The 18,016-nt window shown below is 42.4% G+C and carries 16 protein-coding genes; 13 read left to right on the top strand and 3 right to left on the bottom strand.

Annotation, left to right across the window (positions count from 1 at the left end; translation table 11 throughout):
• Window positions 1-46 precede the first annotated feature (46 nt).
• A complete protein-coding gene (gene mutH / locus KP803_RS16395; protein WP_248009937.1) occupies window positions 47-712 on the bottom strand; it encodes a DNA mismatch repair endonuclease MutH in 666 nt (221 codons plus the stop codon).
• A gap of 622 nt (window positions 713-1,334) precedes the next feature.
• On the opposite strand from mutH, the gene rppH reads away from it, so the two are divergent.
• Genes rppH through KP803_RS16420 form a run of 5 tightly spaced genes read left to right on the top strand, consistent with a single transcriptional unit; the run spans window position 1,335 to window position 6,640 of the window.
• A complete protein-coding gene (gene rppH / locus KP803_RS16400) occupies window positions 1,335-1,853 on the top strand; it encodes an RNA pyrophosphohydrolase (protein WP_248009938.1) in 519 nt (172 codons plus the stop codon).
• A 6-nt stretch (window positions 1,854-1,859) separates the two neighbouring features.
• The gene (gene ptsP, locus KP803_RS16405; RefSeq protein ID WP_248009939.1) at window positions 1,860-4,106 is read left to right on the top strand and encodes a phosphoenolpyruvate--protein phosphotransferase; all 2,247 of its coding nucleotides are present in this window, start codon (window positions 1,860-1,862) and stop codon (window positions 4,104-4,106) included.
• 8 nt (window positions 4,107-4,114) lie between these two features.
• Window positions 4,115-4,906, top strand: coding sequence for a sulfite exporter TauE/SafE family protein (locus KP803_RS16410; protein WP_248009940.1), 792 nt, complete (start codon window positions 4,115-4,117; stop codon window positions 4,904-4,906).
• 57 nt (window positions 4,907-4,963) lie between these two features.
• The gene (gene lgt / locus KP803_RS16415; RefSeq protein ID WP_248009941.1) at window positions 4,964-5,779 is read left to right on the top strand and encodes a prolipoprotein diacylglyceryl transferase; all 816 of its coding nucleotides are present in this window, start codon (window positions 4,964-4,966) and stop codon (window positions 5,777-5,779) included.
• 9 nt (window positions 5,780-5,788) lie between these two features.
• Entirely contained in the window at window positions 5,789-6,640 is an 852-nt protein-coding gene (locus KP803_RS16420) for a thymidylate synthase (protein ID WP_248009942.1), read from the top strand.
• 142 nt (window positions 6,641-6,782) lie between these two features.
• On the opposite strand, the gene KP803_RS16425 is transcribed toward KP803_RS16420, so the two are convergent.
• Window positions 6,783-7,928: a Na/Pi symporter gene (locus KP803_RS16425; RefSeq protein WP_248009976.1), complete on the bottom strand. Its 1,146-nt coding sequence runs from the start codon at window positions 7,926-7,928 to the stop codon at window positions 6,783-6,785.
• Window positions 7,929-8,326: 398 nt separating this feature from the next.
• Between KP803_RS16425 and nhaR the strand changes: the two genes are divergently transcribed.
• Window positions 8,327-9,214, top strand: a complete 888-nt coding sequence (gene nhaR / locus KP803_RS16430; protein WP_248009943.1) for a transcriptional activator NhaR — start codon at window positions 8,327-8,329, stop codon at window positions 9,212-9,214.
• Window positions 9,215-9,360: 146 nt separating this feature from the next.
• A complete protein-coding gene (locus KP803_RS16435) occupies window positions 9,361-9,663 on the top strand; it encodes an ArsR/SmtB family transcription factor (protein ID WP_248009944.1) in 303 nt (100 codons plus the stop codon).
• Window positions 9,664-9,787: 124 nt separating this feature from the next.
• On the opposite strand, the gene rpsT is transcribed toward KP803_RS16435, so the two are convergent.
• Window positions 9,788-10,048 (bottom strand): 30S ribosomal protein S20, encoded by a 261-nt coding sequence (gene rpsT / locus KP803_RS16440; RefSeq protein WP_248009945.1) that lies wholly within the window; start codon window positions 10,046-10,048, stop codon window positions 9,788-9,790.
• Between the two features lie 257 nt (window positions 10,049-10,305).
• Here rpsT and murJ point away from each other — a divergent pair, with 257 nt between their 5' ends.
• The 6 genes from murJ to ispH all read left to right on the top strand — a co-directional run bounded on the left by murJ (window position 10,306) and on the right by ispH (window position 17,921).
• Window positions 10,306-11,868, top strand: a complete 1,563-nt coding sequence (gene murJ, locus KP803_RS16445) for a murein biosynthesis integral membrane protein MurJ (protein WP_282437309.1) — start codon at window positions 10,306-10,308, stop codon at window positions 11,866-11,868.
• Between the two features lie 68 nt (window positions 11,869-11,936).
• Window positions 11,937-12,872, top strand: coding sequence for a bifunctional riboflavin kinase/FAD synthetase (ribF, locus tag KP803_RS16450; protein WP_248009946.1), 936 nt, complete (start codon window positions 11,937-11,939; stop codon window positions 12,870-12,872).
• 63 nt (window positions 12,873-12,935) lie between these two features.
• Window positions 12,936-15,776 (top strand): isoleucine--tRNA ligase, encoded by a 2,841-nt coding sequence (ileS, locus tag KP803_RS16455; RefSeq protein WP_248009947.1) that lies wholly within the window; start codon window positions 12,936-12,938, stop codon window positions 15,774-15,776.
• Window positions 15,777-15,858: 82 nt separating this feature from the next.
• Complete coding sequence (lspA, locus tag KP803_RS16460; protein ID WP_248009948.1) at window positions 15,859-16,365, top strand: signal peptidase II; 507 nt, start codon at window positions 15,859-15,861, stop codon at window positions 16,363-16,365.
• Between the two features lie 124 nt (window positions 16,366-16,489).
• Window positions 16,490-16,921, top strand: coding sequence for an FKBP-type peptidyl-prolyl cis-trans isomerase (fkpB, locus tag KP803_RS16465; protein WP_248009949.1), 432 nt, complete (start codon window positions 16,490-16,492; stop codon window positions 16,919-16,921).
• A gap of 37 nt (window positions 16,922-16,958) precedes the next feature.
• Window positions 16,959-17,921 carry a 4-hydroxy-3-methylbut-2-enyl diphosphate reductase gene (ispH, locus tag KP803_RS16470; RefSeq protein ID WP_248009950.1) on the top strand — a complete coding sequence of 321 codons (963 nt, stop codon included), beginning with the start codon at window positions 16,959-16,961 and terminating at the stop codon, window positions 17,919-17,921.
• The last annotated feature ends 95 nt before the right edge of the window (window positions 17,922-18,016 follow it).

Consider the following 18,016-nt stretch of genomic DNA (forward strand, 5'->3'; position numbering starts at 1 on the left):
AAGAGTACCTTTGTGAAAATGCAATAGGTTTAGTTTGCGACAGGGTCTAAATAAAGTACTTTGCGAGTAAATTAGCCGTAAATTGAGTGCGTAGGTAAAATCCCCTAGGACGCGTTTTAATGAGCTTCCCACTCGCACCAAATGCATCAGTAAGCGCTCTACCATTCGCGGCTTTTGGTCTTAATTGTAATACTTCACCATGTCTGGCTGTGATCTGCTCAACCTGACCAAGTACAATGAGCTCCATCAATTCCTCCCAGTCAGCTTTCAATTGTTGCTCTTCTTTTTCTGATGGTGACCACATCAGCGGAGAGCCGACTTTTCGTTCTGCAAGTGGAATTTCTCTTTCGCCTTCAACGGGAATCCATAACACTCGAGAAAGCTTATTTCTCACATGGCTATGCTCCCAACTTAAGCCATGTACTCCGACTAGAGGAGCAACGCAGACAAAGGTTGTTTCAAGAGGCTTTCCACTATAGCTGATAGGAATGCTCTTTAGTTCAATTCCTAGTGACTCGAAATCTTGCTGCGGCTTACTGCCAGCGGCTGCCCCTAAATGCCACTCTAGTAGTTGCCCAACCCAGCCTTTATCACGCTTTAAGTTTTCTGGAACTACGATGTTAGCTTCGTCAGCGAGTTCTTGCAGAGATAGGCCTGCAATAGCATGCGCTCGTTCAAGTAACTCGCTTTCAGAGGTCGGTTCAGGTTTCATGCCGTTCGCTCTTGGTGGATTTACAGGTTAGGTATCATATCAAATGCGCTTCAATAGGTAATGGAGAATAAATGATCATTAAGATTAAAAGATCATCACTTGCTTACTTATCCACAGGTAAGTGTCTTGGCTAAGTGATTATTTATCTTCATGTGTAAATAAACAGTGGTTTTTGAGGGGGGAATTGGTTGATAAATGGAAATTGAGAGGTTTGTTATAAAATGGGTGTGGATAAAGAGCGGGTTGGTGGATCTTTGACCATCTAGTTTTCTATAAAATAAATATAACAACACCCAGTATTGTTATGTAGTGGTATTTTATTTAAGTCATTGTATTTTATTGCTTTTATTGTTTCATTTAAGTTTCTTCTGTTTTGGCATTGGTAATGTTAATTGTTAAAAGATCTGTTTTTTAAACTTTCTTCACATGGTTATTCACAGAAAAGGTGAATAAATGTGGCTTGGGTCTCATTGTTGTGTTGATAACTAGTGCGTTGTTTAATACTTATCCATATTTGTTGTTGTTACCAATAAATCACGTGCTAATCACACTAGTAAGTTTGCTCCTGTTGGGGATATGTGGAAAAATCACTGTTATTAAAGATTTTATTTGAGGTTGGCCAGTGATAGATGGCGATGGTTACCGGTTAAACGTAGGGATAGTAATCTGTAACAACCATGGTCAGGTCTTCTGGGCTAAACGATACGGGCAGCACTCTTGGCAGTTTCCTCAAGGGGGAATTGATGAGGGTGAAACAGCTGAACAGGCGATGTTTAGAGAGCTGTACGAAGAGGTCGGTCTTACTAAGAAAGACGTAAAAATCGTAGCGACAAGTCGTCATTGGTTAAGATACAAGCTACCAAAGCGCTTAGTTCGTTGGGATTCAAAGCCTGTCTGTATTGGACAAAAACAGAAATGGTTTTTATTGCGCTTAGATTGTGAAGAGTCACAAATCAATATGCAGCGCGGTACTACCCCTGAATTCGATGGTTGGCGTTGGGTAAGTTATTGGTACCCAGTACGACAGGTTGTATCGTTCAAGCGAGATGTTTATCGTCGAGCGATGAAAGAGTTCGCTTCAATGGCCATGCCATTTAAAGAGCGCAAAGTAAAAGGTAAGCGGAAATTTAAAAGAGGGTAGATAGGCATGCTTTCTCAGCTAAGGGAAATAGTTGAACAGGTATCTAAGGTTGACGATGTACATCAAGCATTTGATGTACTGGTTAATCAAACTTGCAGCGCGATGGCAACGGAGTGCTGCACTATCTATCTTGCTAATGAAGATAAACATCGTCTAGAACTCATGGCCACCCAAGGCTTAGTTCTTAAGGGCGATAAAATACACATTCAATTTGGTGAAGGTCTCGTTGGGTTGGTGAAGCGAAGCGCGGAACCGATTAATATAGCGAATGCTTCTAAGCATCCTGAGTTTAAGCTTTTTCCTGAACTTGGGGAGCAGATCTATCACAGCTTTCTTGGTACTCCTATCATCCACCGCAAAAAGGTGTTAGGTGTTTTAGTTGTTCAGCAAAAATCTTCTCGTCTATTTGATGAAATTGAAGAGTCTTTTCTTGTTACGCTTGCTGCGCAGCTAGCGGTCATTATTGCTCATGCTCAAACTCAGGGGCACTGGAGCCTATCTAAAAAGCAACATGCAACGGTTGGTATTCCTGCCTCATCAGGCGTAGCCATTGGTGAGTTTTGGTGGGATGATGCTCAACCCCAACTATCGGATGTCTATCCTGCTTCAACAATCAATATAAGCCAAGAATTAGAATGGTTAATGCTGGCTATTGAAGATGCGCGCAACGATTTTAGTCGTATGAGAAAAAAACTGCGTGGAGAGATCAATAAAGAGACATTAGCGATATTCGATCTATTTACTCACCTATTGAACGATCCTATGTTACGTAAGGATCTTAAAGCGCAGATACAAAAGGGTGACAAAGCTGATTGGGCATTAAGGCAGGTAGTTGAGTCATACTCAAACCGTTTTGCAAGAATGTCTGATGTCTATCTTAGAGAGCGGGCACAGGACATCCGAGAGCTAGGGCAAAGGCTTCTGTTCTTTTTGTATAACACCCAGAAAGACCAGCAACAGATTGATAAGCCGATCATTCTTGTTGTTAGAGAGCTGACGGCATCTATTCTTGCCTCTGTGCCTAAAGACAAGCTATTAGCCGTTGTCGCTTTAGAGGGAGCTGCGAATTCACACGCCGCTATTTTGTCTCGCGCCTTAGGTATTCCTGCGGTTATGGGAATAAACCTAAATCTTAATGATATTAATGGTAAGCGAGGCATTGTCGATGGGTACAGCGGCAAGGTCTTAGTCTCTCCAAATCGCCACTTGCTAAAAGAGTATCGTGCACTAGCCAATGAAGAGCGTGAATTGACTTCTATGGTCAGTAAGGGCTCAGAAGAACCCGCCATCACCGCAGATGGTCAGCGTATTGATATGTTCTTAAACGCAGGCTTAAGTGCTGATACAAACATTGCTATCAATCAAGGTGTTGACGGTGTTGGCTTATATCGAACCGAAATTTCTTTTTTACTTCAACATCGATTTCCGTCAGAAGATGAACAGATACAGCAGTATCGGAGCGTACTGAACACCTATCCAAATAAGCGTGTTGTCATGCGTACATTGGATGTTGGCGGTGATAAGGCGTTACCCTATTTGCCAATTGAAGAGGACAACCCATTTCTAGGTTGGCGTGGTATTCGTTTTACCTTAGATCATCCTGATATTTTTCTTATTCAAATTCGTGCCATGTTACGAGCAAGCAGTGACAATCACAATTTGAGTATCCTTCTACCGATGATTGCGAGTACGCAGGAACTTGATGAGGCGCTGAAGTTAATACATCAAGCGTATCAGGAAGTGTCGAAGGTGGATGAGAGTATAACAATGCCAGAAGTGGGGATCATGATAGAAGTCCCTTCAATGCTGTATCTTCTACCTCTTATCGCGAATAAAATCGATTTTGTTTCTGTCGGAACCAACGATCTTACTCAATACCTACTGGCCGTGGATAGAAACAACTCACACGTTGCTGATGTGTACGAGTCGATACATCCTGCTGTGATCATGGCACTTAAGCATATACACGATACTTGTCAGACTCTAAATTTGCCTGTTTGTGTTTGTGGTGAGCTTGCAGGTGATCCGATCGGTTCATTACTTCTTGTGGGTTTAGGCTATACCTCACTCAGTATGAATACGTCTAATATCGCTAAGGTTAAGTATCTATTACGACATTCCAATACAACGGAACTAAAGCAATTTGCTAACAAAGCCCTGATGAAAGCGTATGGGGAAGATATTTATACTATGATGTCGTCTCATTTTGAAGAGAAGGGTTTTGCTGGGTTCATTCGAGCTGGCAAAAAGTAGGGGTTGTTGTGCATATCGAGTTTTTGTTTCTCTTAGTACTGCTTGGCGCATTTGTGGGTGTGATGGCAGGATTACTTGGTATTGGTGGTGGGCTTATTGTTGTCCCTGCACTTCTATATTTGCTGCCATATATCGGTATTGATGCTGAAAACGTCATGCTTGTTGCACTTGGTACGTCACTAGCCACCATTATTCTCACTTCTGGGTCTTCTGCGGTTAACCACCTAAAACTTGGTAATGTCGATATGTATGTGATTAAGTGGCTGGTGCCAGGTGTCGTCGTTGGTGGTTTTATTGGTAGCTATATTGCCGATTGGGTGCCGTCAGAGTATTTGCCAAAAATCTTTGCCGCGATCGTGACCTTTTTGGCTGTTCAAATGTTGGTTTCGGTCAAATCGACCAAGATAAGAAGCATGCCGAGTAATCCTGTGACGCTCTTGTGTGGTTCTATTATAGGGGTTATTTCAAGCCTGGCTGGCATTGGTGGTGGCTCTTTATCTGTGCCTTTTCTTAGCCGGTTCGGTGTAGAGATGCGAAAAGCAGTCGGCTCTTCTTCCGTTTGTGGTTGCATGATAGCACTGTCGGGAATGATTGGTTTTATTTTGCATGGCTATAATGCAGAGGGTTTGCCAAGTTTCAGTGTGGGTTATGTCTATCTACCAGCGTTGATTGCCATCGCTTCAACCTCCATGTTTACCACAAAGATTGGCGCTAGACTTGCGAGCACTTTGCCCACGAAGATGTTAAAAAAGGTTTTTGCACTCTTTTTAATGTTTGTCGCTGGAACTATGCTGCTGTAATCTCGTCTCAGTTATTACTTATAAAAACTTCCTAATTTTATTAAAGAGTACTTGTTTATGTCTGAGGGATTATTTCAGTTTCCTAATATCGATCCTGTTCTTGTGTCATTAGGGCCAATTTCTATCCGCTGGTATGGTCTTATGTACCTAGTTGGTTTTGCTTTCGCTATGTGGCTTGCTAATCGACGAGCTGATAAACCAAACAGTGGCTGGACGCGAGAACAAGTGTCTGACTTGCTATTTGCTGGCTTCCTAGGTGTTGTGATTGGTGGCCGCGTCGGTTACGTACTTTTCTATAACTTCGAGATATTTCTTCAAGATCCTCTCTACCTCTTCAAGGTTTGGACCGGTGGTATGTCGTTCCACGGTGGCCTTCTTGGTGTTATCACCGCAATGTTTTGGTATGCCAAAAAGAATGGTCGCACCTTTTTCGGTGTGGCTGACTTTATTGCGCCATTAGTCCCTTTTGGACTGGGTATGGGGCGACTAGGTAACTTTATGAACAGCGAGCTATGGGGTCGTGTTACAGACGGTCCTTGGGGGATTGTATTCCCTAATGGTGGGCCGTTACCTCGTCATCCATCGCAACTGTATGAGATGGCCTTAGAAGGTATTGTGTTGTTCTTTATCTTGAATTGGTTTATCAAAAAGCCGCGTCCACTTGGGGCTGTATCAGGGCTATTTTTGGCAGGGTATGGTACATTCCGCTTCCTAGTTGAATACGTTCGTGAGCCGGATGCACATCTTGGACTCTACGGTGACTTTATTTCAATGGGACAGATTTTATCGTTACCAATGATGATTGGTGGTGTCTTAATGATGGTGTGGGCATACAAGCGTGGTCACTTCAATGACAACACAGCAGTAAAGTAAGGGAAAGTAGTGAAACAGTATTTAGATCTTTGTCAGCGCATTGTTGATAACGGCACTTGGATTGAAAATGAGCGAACAGGTAAGCGTTGCTTAACCGTTATTAATGCCGACCTTCACTACGATGTGGCGAATAATCAATTTCCTTTAGTGACAACTCGAAAAAGCTTTTGGAAATCGGCGGTTGCTGAGTTGCTCGGTTATATTCGCGGCTACGATAACGCAGAAGACTTTAGAAAGTTGGGCACCAAGACTTGGGATGCTAACGCGAACTTAAATCAAGTTTGGTTAAACAGTGAATATCGCAAAGGCGAAGATGATATGGGCCGTGTATACGGTGTTCAAGGACGATCTTGGGCGAAACCAGATGGTGGACATATCGATCAGTTACGTAAAATAGTAGACGATTTGACTCGTGGTGTTGATGACCGCGGAGAGATATTGAACTTTTACAATCCAGGTGAATTTCATATGGGCTGTTTGCGTCCTTGTATGTATAGCCATCATTTTTCATTACTTGGTGATACGCTCTACCTTAATAGCACACAGCGTTCTTGCGATGTTCCTCTTGGCCTAAATTTCAACATGGTTCAGGTTTATGTGTTCCTTGCGTTGATGGCTCAAATTACAGGTAAGAAAGCGGGTATGGCGTATCATAAAATTGTTAACGCGCACATCTATGAAGATCAGCTAGCTCCAATGCGTGATATTCAACTGACGCGTGAGCCTTTAAAAGCGGCAACGTTCCACATTAACCCGAAAATCACATCGTTAGAAGATCTTGAAACATGGGTGACGTTAGACGATTTCTGGGTAGAAGGTTACGAGTGTCACGACGCTATTAAGTACCCCTTCTCTGTCTAGCTATCTCTGTTAGTGACCATTAAACGCTTTAATCTATTGAGATAGAAATAGATAAGGTGTTACAGATAAATTGGTAGATTACAGATACAAAAAGGCCCTAAACAAATCAACGTTTAGGGCCTTTTTAGTTGTTCTAGATATCTTAAGCAGTCAATGCGAGTACTGCGCCTGGCATGACAACAAACACACCTGCCAGATAACCTGCGACAACCCACTTATTTTTTACCGCCATTTCTGAGATGAACTCGGCACCTTTCACAGGCAGTTCACGTAGGAATGGAATACCGAAGATAAACACCGTTGCCAGTAAGTTAAATACTAAGTGAACTAGGGCAATTTGTAGTGCGAATACCGCAAACTCGCCAGATACTGCTGTCGCTGCTAATAATGCGGTAATACACGTACCGATGTTTGAGCCCAAAGTGAACGGATAAATATCACGAACCTTTAGAACACCAGAACCAACAAGTGGCACCATTAGGCTGGTGGTCGTAGACGATGATTGAACTAAAATTGTAACGATAGAACCAGAAGCGATACCGTGTATTGGACCACGACCAATCGCATTTTTTAGGATTTCACGAGCACGACCAACCATTAAGCTCTTCATTAGTTTGCCCATGACGGTAATCGCAACAACGATGGTCGCAATACCTAGAACAATCAATATAACACCAGCGGTTACATCACTGAATGTTGATAAAGGACCTTTGATTGCGCTCACTACAGGCTTAGTAATAGGGCTGATAAAGTTTAGCCCTTTAATGCTCATATCACCTGTTGCTAAGAAAGGAGATACTAACCAGTGTGAGATTTTGTCGAGAATGCCAAACATCATCTCAAGTGGTAAGAATATAGCTACTGCAAGTAGGTTAAAGAAGTCATGAATCGTTGCACTAGCAAATGCGCGCTTAAATTCAACCTTACAACGAACGTGGCCCAAACTAACAATAGTGTTAGTGACAGTGGTACCGATATTTGCACCCATTACCATAGGAATGGCTGTCTCAACAGGCAGACCACCAGCAACTAAGCCAACGATGATAGATGTTACTGTACTTGATGATTGAATCAGTGCTGTTGCGACAAGACCTATCATTAGGCCTGCAATAGGGTGAGAGGCAAATTCAAATAGTACCTTTGCATGTTCTCCTGTTGCCCACTTAAATCCGCTTCCTACCATAGATACTGCTAAAAGAAGTAGGTAGAGCATGAATGCCAAGTTAGCCCAGCGTAACCAGTGGGAAGATCCCGATGTTGGTGCCGCTGTAGAAGTAGCTTGGTTCATCATAGTTTTCTCCGTTGACCGTTTAAGTTTGTTTGGTCTGTAGTTGAATCTGATAGCGATACTAAATCGTAAATATTTCACTAATATTACAGTTTGCTCAGTAGTGGTTAATTTTGCGATTTGTCAGGGTTGTAATGTTTTTTTTACACTTATATTTGTCTTATTTATATGATATTAAAGGGTATTTTTTTGATGTCTATTTGGCGGGGAAAAAGAGAAATTTTGATTAATTTTGTCATTTACCCTGATTGATATGTCATATCTGTAACATTAAAAAATTACGATTTAGGTAATAGTAGTGGTAAAGGTGCTAAAACTTCGTTTATTTCGAAATGTCTATTTAACTTGTAGAATATAGTGATTAAAATAGACTGAACTGTTTTTACCGAAGCGATCCTATGTATCATTTAAACTATAACCATCTCTATTATTTCTGGATGGTATGTAAGCAAGGCTCTGTCACCAAAGCCGCTGAAGCGCTTTTTTTAACGCCTCAAACAGTCACTGGGCAAATAAAAGCCCTAGAAGAGCGCATGGATGGAAAGTTAACGAAGAGAAATGGGCGTAGTGTTGAGCCTACTGAGCTTGGGCAACTTGTTTTTAAATATGCCGATAGAATGTTTGGTTTAAGTTATGAAATGATTGATATCGTCAACTATAGTCAGCGTTCTAATATGTTGTTTGAAGTTGGTGTTGCTGATTCACTGTCTAAAAACCTCGTGAGTAAAATCTTGCTCAGTGCTGTACCGCAAGATAACAGTATTCACCTTCGTTGTTATGAATCCACTCATGAACTACTACTTGAGCAGCTTTCTCAACACAAGCTTGATATGATTTTGTCCGATTGCCCAGTCGATTCGAGTCAGAGCCCTGGCCTATACAGCAAAAGGTTATGTGAATTTGATATGAGTTTTTTTAGCTATGGTGATAAAGGTATCGTTTTACCTGAAGGGCTTGAGCAGACAAAACTACTCATTCCTAGTGGTCAGACTGCAATGGGGCGAAAAGTCTTTCAATGGTTTGATCAACATGGCATTAAACCCGATATATTAGGCGAATTTGATGATATTGCACTGATGAAAGCCTTCTTCCGTCAGCACAAAGACGTCGTATTATTGGCTCCGACTATCTACATGGATGAAGTCGATGAACATTTACCATTGAAAGTTATTGGGACAATAGAAGAGTTGAAGGAAGAGTATTACATTATTTTTGCTGAAAGGATGATTCAACACCCTGCGGTTAAGAATATCTTTGATGCTGACTTCAATACTCTTTTTAAATAGAAAATGTTTAATACGTAATAATATTTCCAGTGAAATATGATGAAGTGTATTTCTTGCAAGTTGTTGATAGAGAAATAAAGTTATACTATTTAAGTGATAGTGATCGATATGTGTATTGCTAATGCTGATGAGAGTGGGACAGTTAAATGAACTTAGAAGAGATGGATAAAAATTCTAGCAAAGCTGTGGTATTGCTTAAAGCAATGGCGAATGAAAAGCGATTGCAAATCCTGTGTTTATTACACACCAATGAGCTCTCTGTTGGTGATTTAGGTTCACAGTTGGCTTTAAGTCAATCTGCATTATCCCAGCATTTAGCTTGGTTACGTCGTGATGGATTGGTGGTTACTCGAAAAGAGGCACAGACGGTCTATTATTCGTTAAGCAGTAACGAGGTTAAAGCGATGATTCAGCTTCTCTATCGTCTGTATTGTGAGCCTAATGATTGACCAAGGGCAAAGACGGTAGGGTAAGTGACATAAGAGTAGGTGAGTGAAATAACGCTCTGAATGACAGGTATAAAAAAACCGGCAGAAGCCGGTTTTTTTGTTCTCGTTGTAATCTAAGTTCTAATTAAAGAGCTTTGATTGCAGCTGAGAAACGAGCCTTATGACGTGCAGCTTTATTCTTATGAATAAGGCCTTTAGTCGCCATACGGTCTAGAAGTGGTGTTACTTCTACTAGAGCAGCAGCTGCTGCTTCTTTATTGCCTGCTTCAATAGCTGCAATAGTTTTTTTCATATAAGTGCGCATCATAGAGCGACGGCTAGCGTTATGCTGACGACGTTTCTCAGCTTGGATAGCGCGCTTCTTAGCAGATTTACTGTTTGCCAAGGTCTAACTCCCAAAAACATAGTTCGGTGACAATTTAAGGGCGAGGAATATCCTCTATTTGCGCTTAAATGTCAAATAATTTGTGCAAAAACCAATCGGAGCCAAACAAGTTTGGTATGAAAAGGTTATCGCGGTTAAGATGGCGGGGATTCTAACAGTATTTTTATACCATTGCTAATACTTATCTTCTCTTACTCTAGCATTCGTTAATTGTGGTTGAAGATACAGAGCGATTGAAAGTAGTAATTGAGGTTATTTTGAGTAAACGTCTTCTTAAATCAGGCATGATTGTCAGCGCAATGACGTTGATTTCACGAGTGTTAGGCTTAGTTCGTGATGTGGTGGTTGCAAATCTAATGGGCGCAGGTGCAAGCGCTGATGTCTTTTTCTTTGCCAATAAAATCCCCAACTTCTTACGACGATTATTTGCAGAAGGCGCATTTTCGCAAGCCTTCGTCCCTGTTCTAACAGAATATCACGCTAAAGGCGATATGAATGAGACTCGCCAATTAATTGCGAAAGCGTCAGGAACATTAGGGGTGATTGTTTCAATTGTCACTGTTCTTGGTGTTTTAGGCTCTGGCGTTATAACCGCACTCTTTGGGGCTGGGTGGTTTTTAGATTGGTTAAACGGTGGTCCTTCAGCAGAGAAATTTGAACTGGCGAGTTTCATGCTCAAGATAACGTTCCCCTATTTGTGGTTCATTACTTTTGTGGCGCTATCTGGAGCGATTCTCAATACCCTTGGCAAATTTGCCGTATCCTCATTTACTCCAGTATTTCTCAACGTAATGATCATCGGTTCTGCTTGGTTTATTTCCCCAATGCTTTCACAGCCTGAAATTGGATTGGCAATAGGGGTATTTCTTGGTGGTCTTGTTCAGTTCTTATTCCAACTGCCTTTCCTTATTAAAGCGGGTGTTTTAGTCAAGCCTAAGTGGGGGTGGCGCGATCCTGGTGTGGTTAAGATTCGTACCTTGATGATTCCTGCTCTTTTTGGTGTTTCGGTTAGCCAGATAAATTTACTGTTCGATACCTTTATCGCCAGTTTTCTTGCTACAGGCTCAATTAGTTGGCTCTATTACTCAGACCGTTTATTAGAATTCCCTTTAGGGCTTTTTGGCATTGCGATTGCGACAGTTATTTTACCTGCGCTATCAAGAAAGCATGTGGATGCACACAGCGAAGGATTTGCTAATACGATGGATTGGGGCGTTCGAATGGTGACACTACTTGGTGTTCCTGCAATGCTTGGGCTTATGGTGTTAGCAAAACCAATGCTCATGGTTCTATTTATGCGGGGGGAATTTACCCCACATGATGTAAACCAGGCGTCAATGTCACTGCTTGCCTATGCGTCAGGCTTACTTAACTTTATGCTTATTAAAGTTCTGGCTCCAGGATACTTCTCTCGTCAGGACACGAAGACGCCGGTGAAATACGGCGTTATAGCGATGGTTACCAATATGTTTTTCAACGCTATTTTTGCTTGGTTTTATGGCTATGTGGGTTTAGCGATGGCAACTGCGTTATCTGCATTTGTGAATATGTCTCTGCTCTATCGTGGGCTTCACATTAGTAACGTCTATAAAGTTTCAAAGAAAACACTGTTATTTATTGGCAAGCTTGTCATCGCAGGAGCCTCAATGGTTGCAACTCTGCTTTGGCACCTTGAAGATATGTCAGTTTGGCTCAGCTGGGCATTTATAGAACGTGTTGCAATGCTCGGTCTTTCCATTGCAATTGGAGCGAGTGTGTACATTTTTATCCTGTTAGCATTAGGGGTTCGTTTAAAAGACCTAAAAGCAGCGACAGAGTGAACCTGATTAGTATATAATCCGTCGGTTTCACGCATAGTAATTGATAAATAGGTATTTAGTTAATCCCAATGGAATTGATTCGTGGTATTCACAACATTAAGGCGCAGCATAAAGGTTGTGTCTTAACGATAGGTAATTTTGATGGTGTGCATTTAGGGCATCAACAAGTTTTAGAACAAGTTAGCCAAAAAGCGGCGGCTCTAGAGCTACCTTCAGTAGTGATGACATTTGAACCTCAGCCCATGGAGCTATTTAGCAAGGGCAGAGCACCAGCTCGCTTAACTCGTCTAAGAGATAAGTTTGTTCAGCTAAGTAAGTTAAACCTCGACCGATTACTTTGCGTAAATTTTAATGACTACTTTGCTTCACTCTCAGCCGAAGCCTTTATTCGTGATTTACTCGTAACAAAGCTTGGTATTAAGTATCTTGTTGTTGGTGATGACTTCTGTTTTGGTAAAGGGCGCACTGGCGACTTTACGATGTTACAAGAAGCAGGGAAACGTTTTGGCTTTGAAGTGGTTAGTACACAAAGCTTTTGTGTCCAGCAACAACGGGTAAGCAGTACTGCAATTCGCAATGCATTAGCTGACGATTCCTTAGTGACGGCCAGTGATATGTTGGGGCGTGATTATAGTATTAGTGGTCGTGTATCGCATGGAAGAAAGCTCGGGAGAACCATAGGGTTTCCTACGGCAAATATCCCACTAAAGCGGTGCGTATCACCAGTTTCCGGTGTTTATGTTGTAGAGGCATTAGGGCTCGGAAATAAGAAAGTTGGTGGTGTGGCGAATATCGGCCAAAGGCCAACGGTCAACGGTATTCGTCAACAATTAGAAGTGCACTTATTTGACTTTGATGGCAATTTATATGGCCAACAGTTAGAAGTGTTACTGTTACATAAGCTTAGAAATGAGCACAAGTTTGAGTCGTTTGAAGAGCTCAAACAACAAATAGAATTGGATGCTGAAGCCGCAAGGGTGTGGTTGCTTCAGCTTAAGCGTTAATCGGTTTATTCCACCGACTAACATAATGTCTAACTTCGCCCAATAGAACGGAATTAAGAATCGATGAGTGATTACAAAAATACCCTGAACTTACCAGAAACAGGGTTTCCAATGCGCGGTAACCTAGCAAACCGCGAACCTGAAATGCTAAAGCGTTGGTATAAAGAAGATCTTTACGGTGAAATTCGTAAAGCTAAAAAAGGCAAGAAATCGTTCATTTTGCACGATGGACCTCCTTACGCTAACGGCGATATTCATATTGGTCACGCGCTAAACAAGATTCTTAAAGACATTATTGTTAAATCAAAAACATTGTCTGGCTTTGACGCACCGTACGTTCCTGGTTGGGACTGTCACGGTCTACCAATCGAATTAATGGTAGAGAAGAAGAAAGGCAAACCGGGTCAAAAAATTTCTGCATCTGACTTCCGTGAAGAGTGTCGTAAGTACGCCGCTAAGCAAGTTGAAGGCCAAAAAGAGAGCTTTAAGCGTCTTGGCATCATGGGCGAGTGGGACAAACCATACCGCACGATGGATTTTGGTACTGAAGCGAACATCATTCGTGCTCTAGGTAAAATTGCCGATAACGGTCACCTGTTAAAAGGTTTTAAACCTGTTCATTGGTGTACAGATTGTGGTTCTGCATTAGCGGAAGCAGAAGTTGAGTACAAAGATAAAGTTTCACCGTCTATTGATGTGAAATTTGCCGCAGCAGATGAAGAAGCGCTTGTAAGTAAGTTTAAATTAGCGAATGAGCATGTTGGTCAAGGTGATATCTCAGTTGTTATCTGGACAACAACGCCATGGACATTGCCAGCAAACCGCGCGGTATGTTTACGTGATGACTTAGAATACGTTCTTATTCAAGTTGAAGCGAAAGGCGAGCAACAAGAACAGCGTATCATTGTTGCTTCTGAGCTAGCGAAAGACGTAATGGATCGCGCTGGTATCGAGCACTTCCACAATCTTGGTTTCGCTTCTGGCGCAGACCTTGAAATGATGCAGTTTAACCACCCGTTCTACGATTTTACGGTTCCAGCAATTCTAGGTGAACACGTAACAACAGACGCGGGTACCGGTGTAGTACATACAGCACCAGGTCACGGCCAAGAAGATTTCGTGGTTGGTAAGCAGTACGATCTAGAAGTGGCGAACCCAGTTGGTTCTAATGGTGTTTACTTACCAGATACTGAACTCTTTGCAGGTCAGCACGTATTTAAAGCGAACGATTCTGTATTAGAAGTACTGAAAGAGAAAGGCGCACTTTTACATCATCACGCATACGAGCACAGTTACCCACATTGTTGGAGACACAAAACACCAATTATCTTCCGCGCAACGCCACAATGGTTCATCTCTATGGATCAAGCTGGCTTACGTGCAAAAGCACTAGAGTCGATAAAAGGCGTAGAGTGGATGCCTGAATGGGGTCAAAGCCGCATTGAAGGTATGATTGAAGGTCGCCCGGAGTGGTGTATTTCTCGTCAACGTACTTGGGGTGTTCCAATCGCTCTATTTGTTCATAAAGAAACATCGGATCTTCACCCTGACAGCCCAGCTCTTATTGAAAAAGTAGCAAAGCTTGTTGAAGAAAAAGGGATTCAAGCGTGGTGGGATGTTGATGCCGCTGACCTTATGGGTGCCGAAGATGCTGAAAAATACGAGAAAGTACTGGATACGCTAGACGTATGGTTCGATTCTGGTGTGACTCACTACTCTGTGGTTGATGCTCGTGAAGAGTACAACGGTAATAGTGCTGACCTTTACCTAGAAGGTTCCGATCAACACCGTGGTTGGTTCCAATCTTCTCTTATCTCATCTATCGCGATGAAAGACGAAGCACCATACAAGCAAGTGTTAACGCACGGCTTTGTGGTTGATGGTAACGGCCGTAAGATGTCGAAATCTATCGGTAACGTGGTTGCACCAAAAGATGTTACGAACAAGCTAGGCGCAGACATTCTACGTTTATGGGTAGCTTCTACTGACTACACTGGTGAAGTTGCAGTTTCAGATGAAATACTAAAACGTTCTGCAGATGCTTACCGTCGTATCCGTAATACAGCTCGCTTCTTCCTTGCTAACTTAAATGGTTTCAATCCAGAAACAGATTTAGTACCTGTCGAAGAGATGGTTGCATTGGATCGCTGGGCTGTAGGTCGTGCATTCGCTGCTCAAGAAGAGATTGTTAAATCTTACGACGAGTACAACACTCACGCTGTAACTCAACGTCTGATGCAGTTCTGTTCTATCGAAATGGGTTCTTTCTACTTAGACGTAATTAAAGATCGTCAGTACACAGCGAAACAGGGCGGTCATGCTCAACGTAGCTGTCAATCTGCGCTTTACTACATTGTAGAAGCTTTGGTTCGTTGGATGGCACCTATCATGTCGTTTACTGCCGATGAGATCTGGAGTGAAATGCCAGGCGCTCGTGACAAGTTTGTCTTCACCGGTGAGTGGTACCAAGGTCTAACGGCACTGGCTCAGGATGAAGAGCTGAACAACGAGTTCTGGACTGAAATCCAAGCGGTTCGTGGTGCAGTAAACAAGCTTCTTGAAGAAGCACGTAAAGAGAAAACGATTGGTGGCTCACTACAAGCTGAAGTTACTCTGTACGCAGATGATGCTCTAGTGGCGAAAATCAACAAACTTGAAGATGAACTGCGTTTCGTTCTACTAACTTCTAAGGTTGAAGTTAAAGCTCTGAGTGAGAAATCAGAGTCAGCACAGACAACGGAAGTGGAAGGTCTATTTGTTGAAGTAGCCGCAACTGAAGCTGAGAAGTGTGACCGTTGCTGGCACCACACTCCAGACGTAGGCACTATCGAAGGTCATGAGAAAGTGTGTGGCCGCTGTGTGTCAAACGTTGAAGGTGACGGTGAAGTTCGTAAATTTGCCTAATCCCAACTCTTTTTGAGTATGAATGAACTTTTTATCAATAATATAGCCCCAGTATAAGCTGGGGTTATTTTTTAGGAAGATTATGAACGATCAAGCAATCACACTAAAACAGTCGGGTGTTCGTTGGCTATCGCTTGCGATTGTCATTTTTTTTGCTGATATAGGCATCAAATTCGTTGTTCTTGAGCACATGGGTTATGGCTGGGCAAACCGAATTGAGGTCTTGCCATTCTTTAATTTATTGCATGTACACAATTACGGAGCCGCATTTAGCTTCCTTGCTGATCAGCCAGGTTGGCAGCGTTGGTTTTTTTCTACCATCGCGTTCATTGTGACAGGCATGCTCATTTACTGGATGAGTAAGTTACCCTCAACCGAGAAGTGGAACAACATTGCCTACGCCATGATAATTGGTGGGGCTGTTGGTAATGTATTTGATCGTATTGTTCATGGTTTTGTGGTCGACTATCTCGATTTTTACTGGGGTAATTATCATTGGCCTGCATTTAATTTAGCTGACATGGCTATTTGTATTGGTGCTGCGATGATCATCTTGGATGGCTTTCGAAAGAAAGAAAAAAGCGAGTAGAGCTATAGCGAGAAATTTATTGCTTTGGTAATCAAAATTGTAATAACCCTAAGCGCTATCTGTTGTTCAGATGGCGCTTTTTGTTTACTCTTCTGTTACAACTACAACAAGGAAGAACAGACTCGTGTCGACCATACAAAAAGACTCAGCGATAACGCTTCATTTTACGATTAAACTGAATGATGGCTCGGTTGCTGATAGCACCCATAACATGGGTAAACCCGCCAAACTCATTATTGGTGATGGAAGCTTAAGTGATAATTTTGAGCAATGCTTAATTGGTTTAACGTCAGGTGAAAACAAGTCGATTGAACTAAAAGCTCAAGATGCCTTCGGGATGCCTAACCCAGATAATGTTCACTACATGGATAGAGCCAAGTTTGTGGGCGATGCTGAGGTTGAAGTCGGAACGGTCATGGCGTTTTCTGGTCCAGATGGTGCGGAAATCCCGGGTATCATTACTGATATTGCTGGAGACTCTGTGACGGTAGATTTTAACCACCCACTCGCAGGGCAAGATGTGACCTTTGATGTTGAAATTTTGTCTGTTGAGTAACTTGTCGTAGAATACTGACCCATTAAGAAGAAGTCCCATGAGTAATGACATGAAAATCCTATTAGCTAACCCTCGCGGTTTTTGTGCTGGCGTTGACCGCGCAATCAGTATCGTCGAGCGTGCGCTTGAAATGTACCAACCGCCAATTTATGTTCGCCATGAAGTGGTCCATAATCGCTTTGTCGTTGAGGGTCTAAAGCAGCGTGGTGCCGTCTTTGTCGAAGAGCTAAATGAAGTACCAGATGGTCAAATTGTCATTTTCTCAGCACACGGTGTGTCTCAAGCGGTTCGTAAAGAAGCGAAACAGCGTGAGTTGACCGTCTTTGATGCGACTTGCCCTTTGGTAACGAAAGTACATATGGAGGTGGCGAGAGCCAGCCGTAAACATATGGAAGTGGTACTCATTGGTCATGCAGGGCATCCTGAAGTAGAGGGGACAATGGGACAGTATGCTAGTGATAAAGGCGGTATGTATTTGGTTGAAGTTCCAGAGGATGTTGAGCGACTAAAACAAAAAGTCAGCGATCCTTCTCATCTTCACTATGTTAGTCAAACGACCTTATCAGTTGACGAAACAGCGGATGTGATTGATGAGCTGCGCCGAGTATTCCCTGATATTCAAGGCCCGAGAAAAGATGATATCTGTTACGCGACTCAAAACCGCCAAGATGCAGTTCGTGAATTGGCGAACGATGTTGATGTTATGGTGGTCGTGGGATCGAAAAACTCGTCTAACTCAACACGCTTAAAAGAGCTGGCTGAAAAGCTTGGAACACCTGGTTATTTAACGGATTGCCCTGAAGACATTAAAGCGGAATGGTTTATAGATAAAGTTAAGGTTGGCGTAACAGCAGGCGCTTCTGCACCAGAAGAGCTTGTTGACCAGATCCTGGGGCGTATTGAAAAGTTAGGCGCAACGTCGATAGAGAACGTGCTAGGCCGTGAAGAGAATATGTTTTTTGAAGTGCCTAAAGAGTTACAGATAAAACAGATAGACTAAGTTAAACATTAGTCTTTCGTCCTCATACGAGTTGGTAAAGTGTAAACAAAGGGAGCGCTAACTTAGCGCTCCCTTTTATTATGTATTGATTGTCG

The sequence above is a fragment of the Vibrio amylolyticus genome (assembly GCF_023145695.1).
Taxonomy (GTDB): Bacteria; Pseudomonadota; Gammaproteobacteria; order Enterobacterales; family Vibrionaceae; genus Vibrio; species Vibrio amylolyticus.

Coding starts and splice junctions, on each gene's coding strand:
- lgt (WP_248009941.1), top strand. CDS start 4,964: ATGTCTGAGGGATTATTTCAGTTTCCTAATATCGATCCTGTTCTTGTG.
- ispH (WP_248009950.1), top strand. CDS start 16,959: ATGAGTAATGACATGAAAATCCTATTAGCTAACCCTCGCGGTTTTTGT.
- ileS (WP_248009947.1), top strand. CDS start 12,936: ATGAGTGATTACAAAAATACCCTGAACTTACCAGAAACAGGGTTTCCA.
- KP803_RS16425 (WP_248009976.1), bottom strand. CDS start 7,928: ATGAACCAAGCTACTTCTACAGCGGCACCAACATCGGGATCTTCCCAC.
- nhaR (WP_248009943.1), top strand. CDS start 8,327: ATGTATCATTTAAACTATAACCATCTCTATTATTTCTGGATGGTATGT.
- lspA (WP_248009948.1), top strand. CDS start 15,859: ATGAACGATCAAGCAATCACACTAAAACAGTCGGGTGTTCGTTGGCTA.
- KP803_RS16435 (WP_248009944.1), top strand. CDS start 9,361: ATGAACTTAGAAGAGATGGATAAAAATTCTAGCAAAGCTGTGGTATTG.
- mutH (WP_248009937.1), bottom strand. CDS start 712: ATGAAACCTGAACCGACCTCTGAAAGCGAGTTACTTGAACGAGCGCAT.
- ptsP (WP_248009939.1), top strand. CDS start 1,860: ATGCTTTCTCAGCTAAGGGAAATAGTTGAACAGGTATCTAAGGTTGAC.
- ribF (WP_248009946.1), top strand. CDS start 11,937: ATGGAATTGATTCGTGGTATTCACAACATTAAGGCGCAGCATAAAGGT.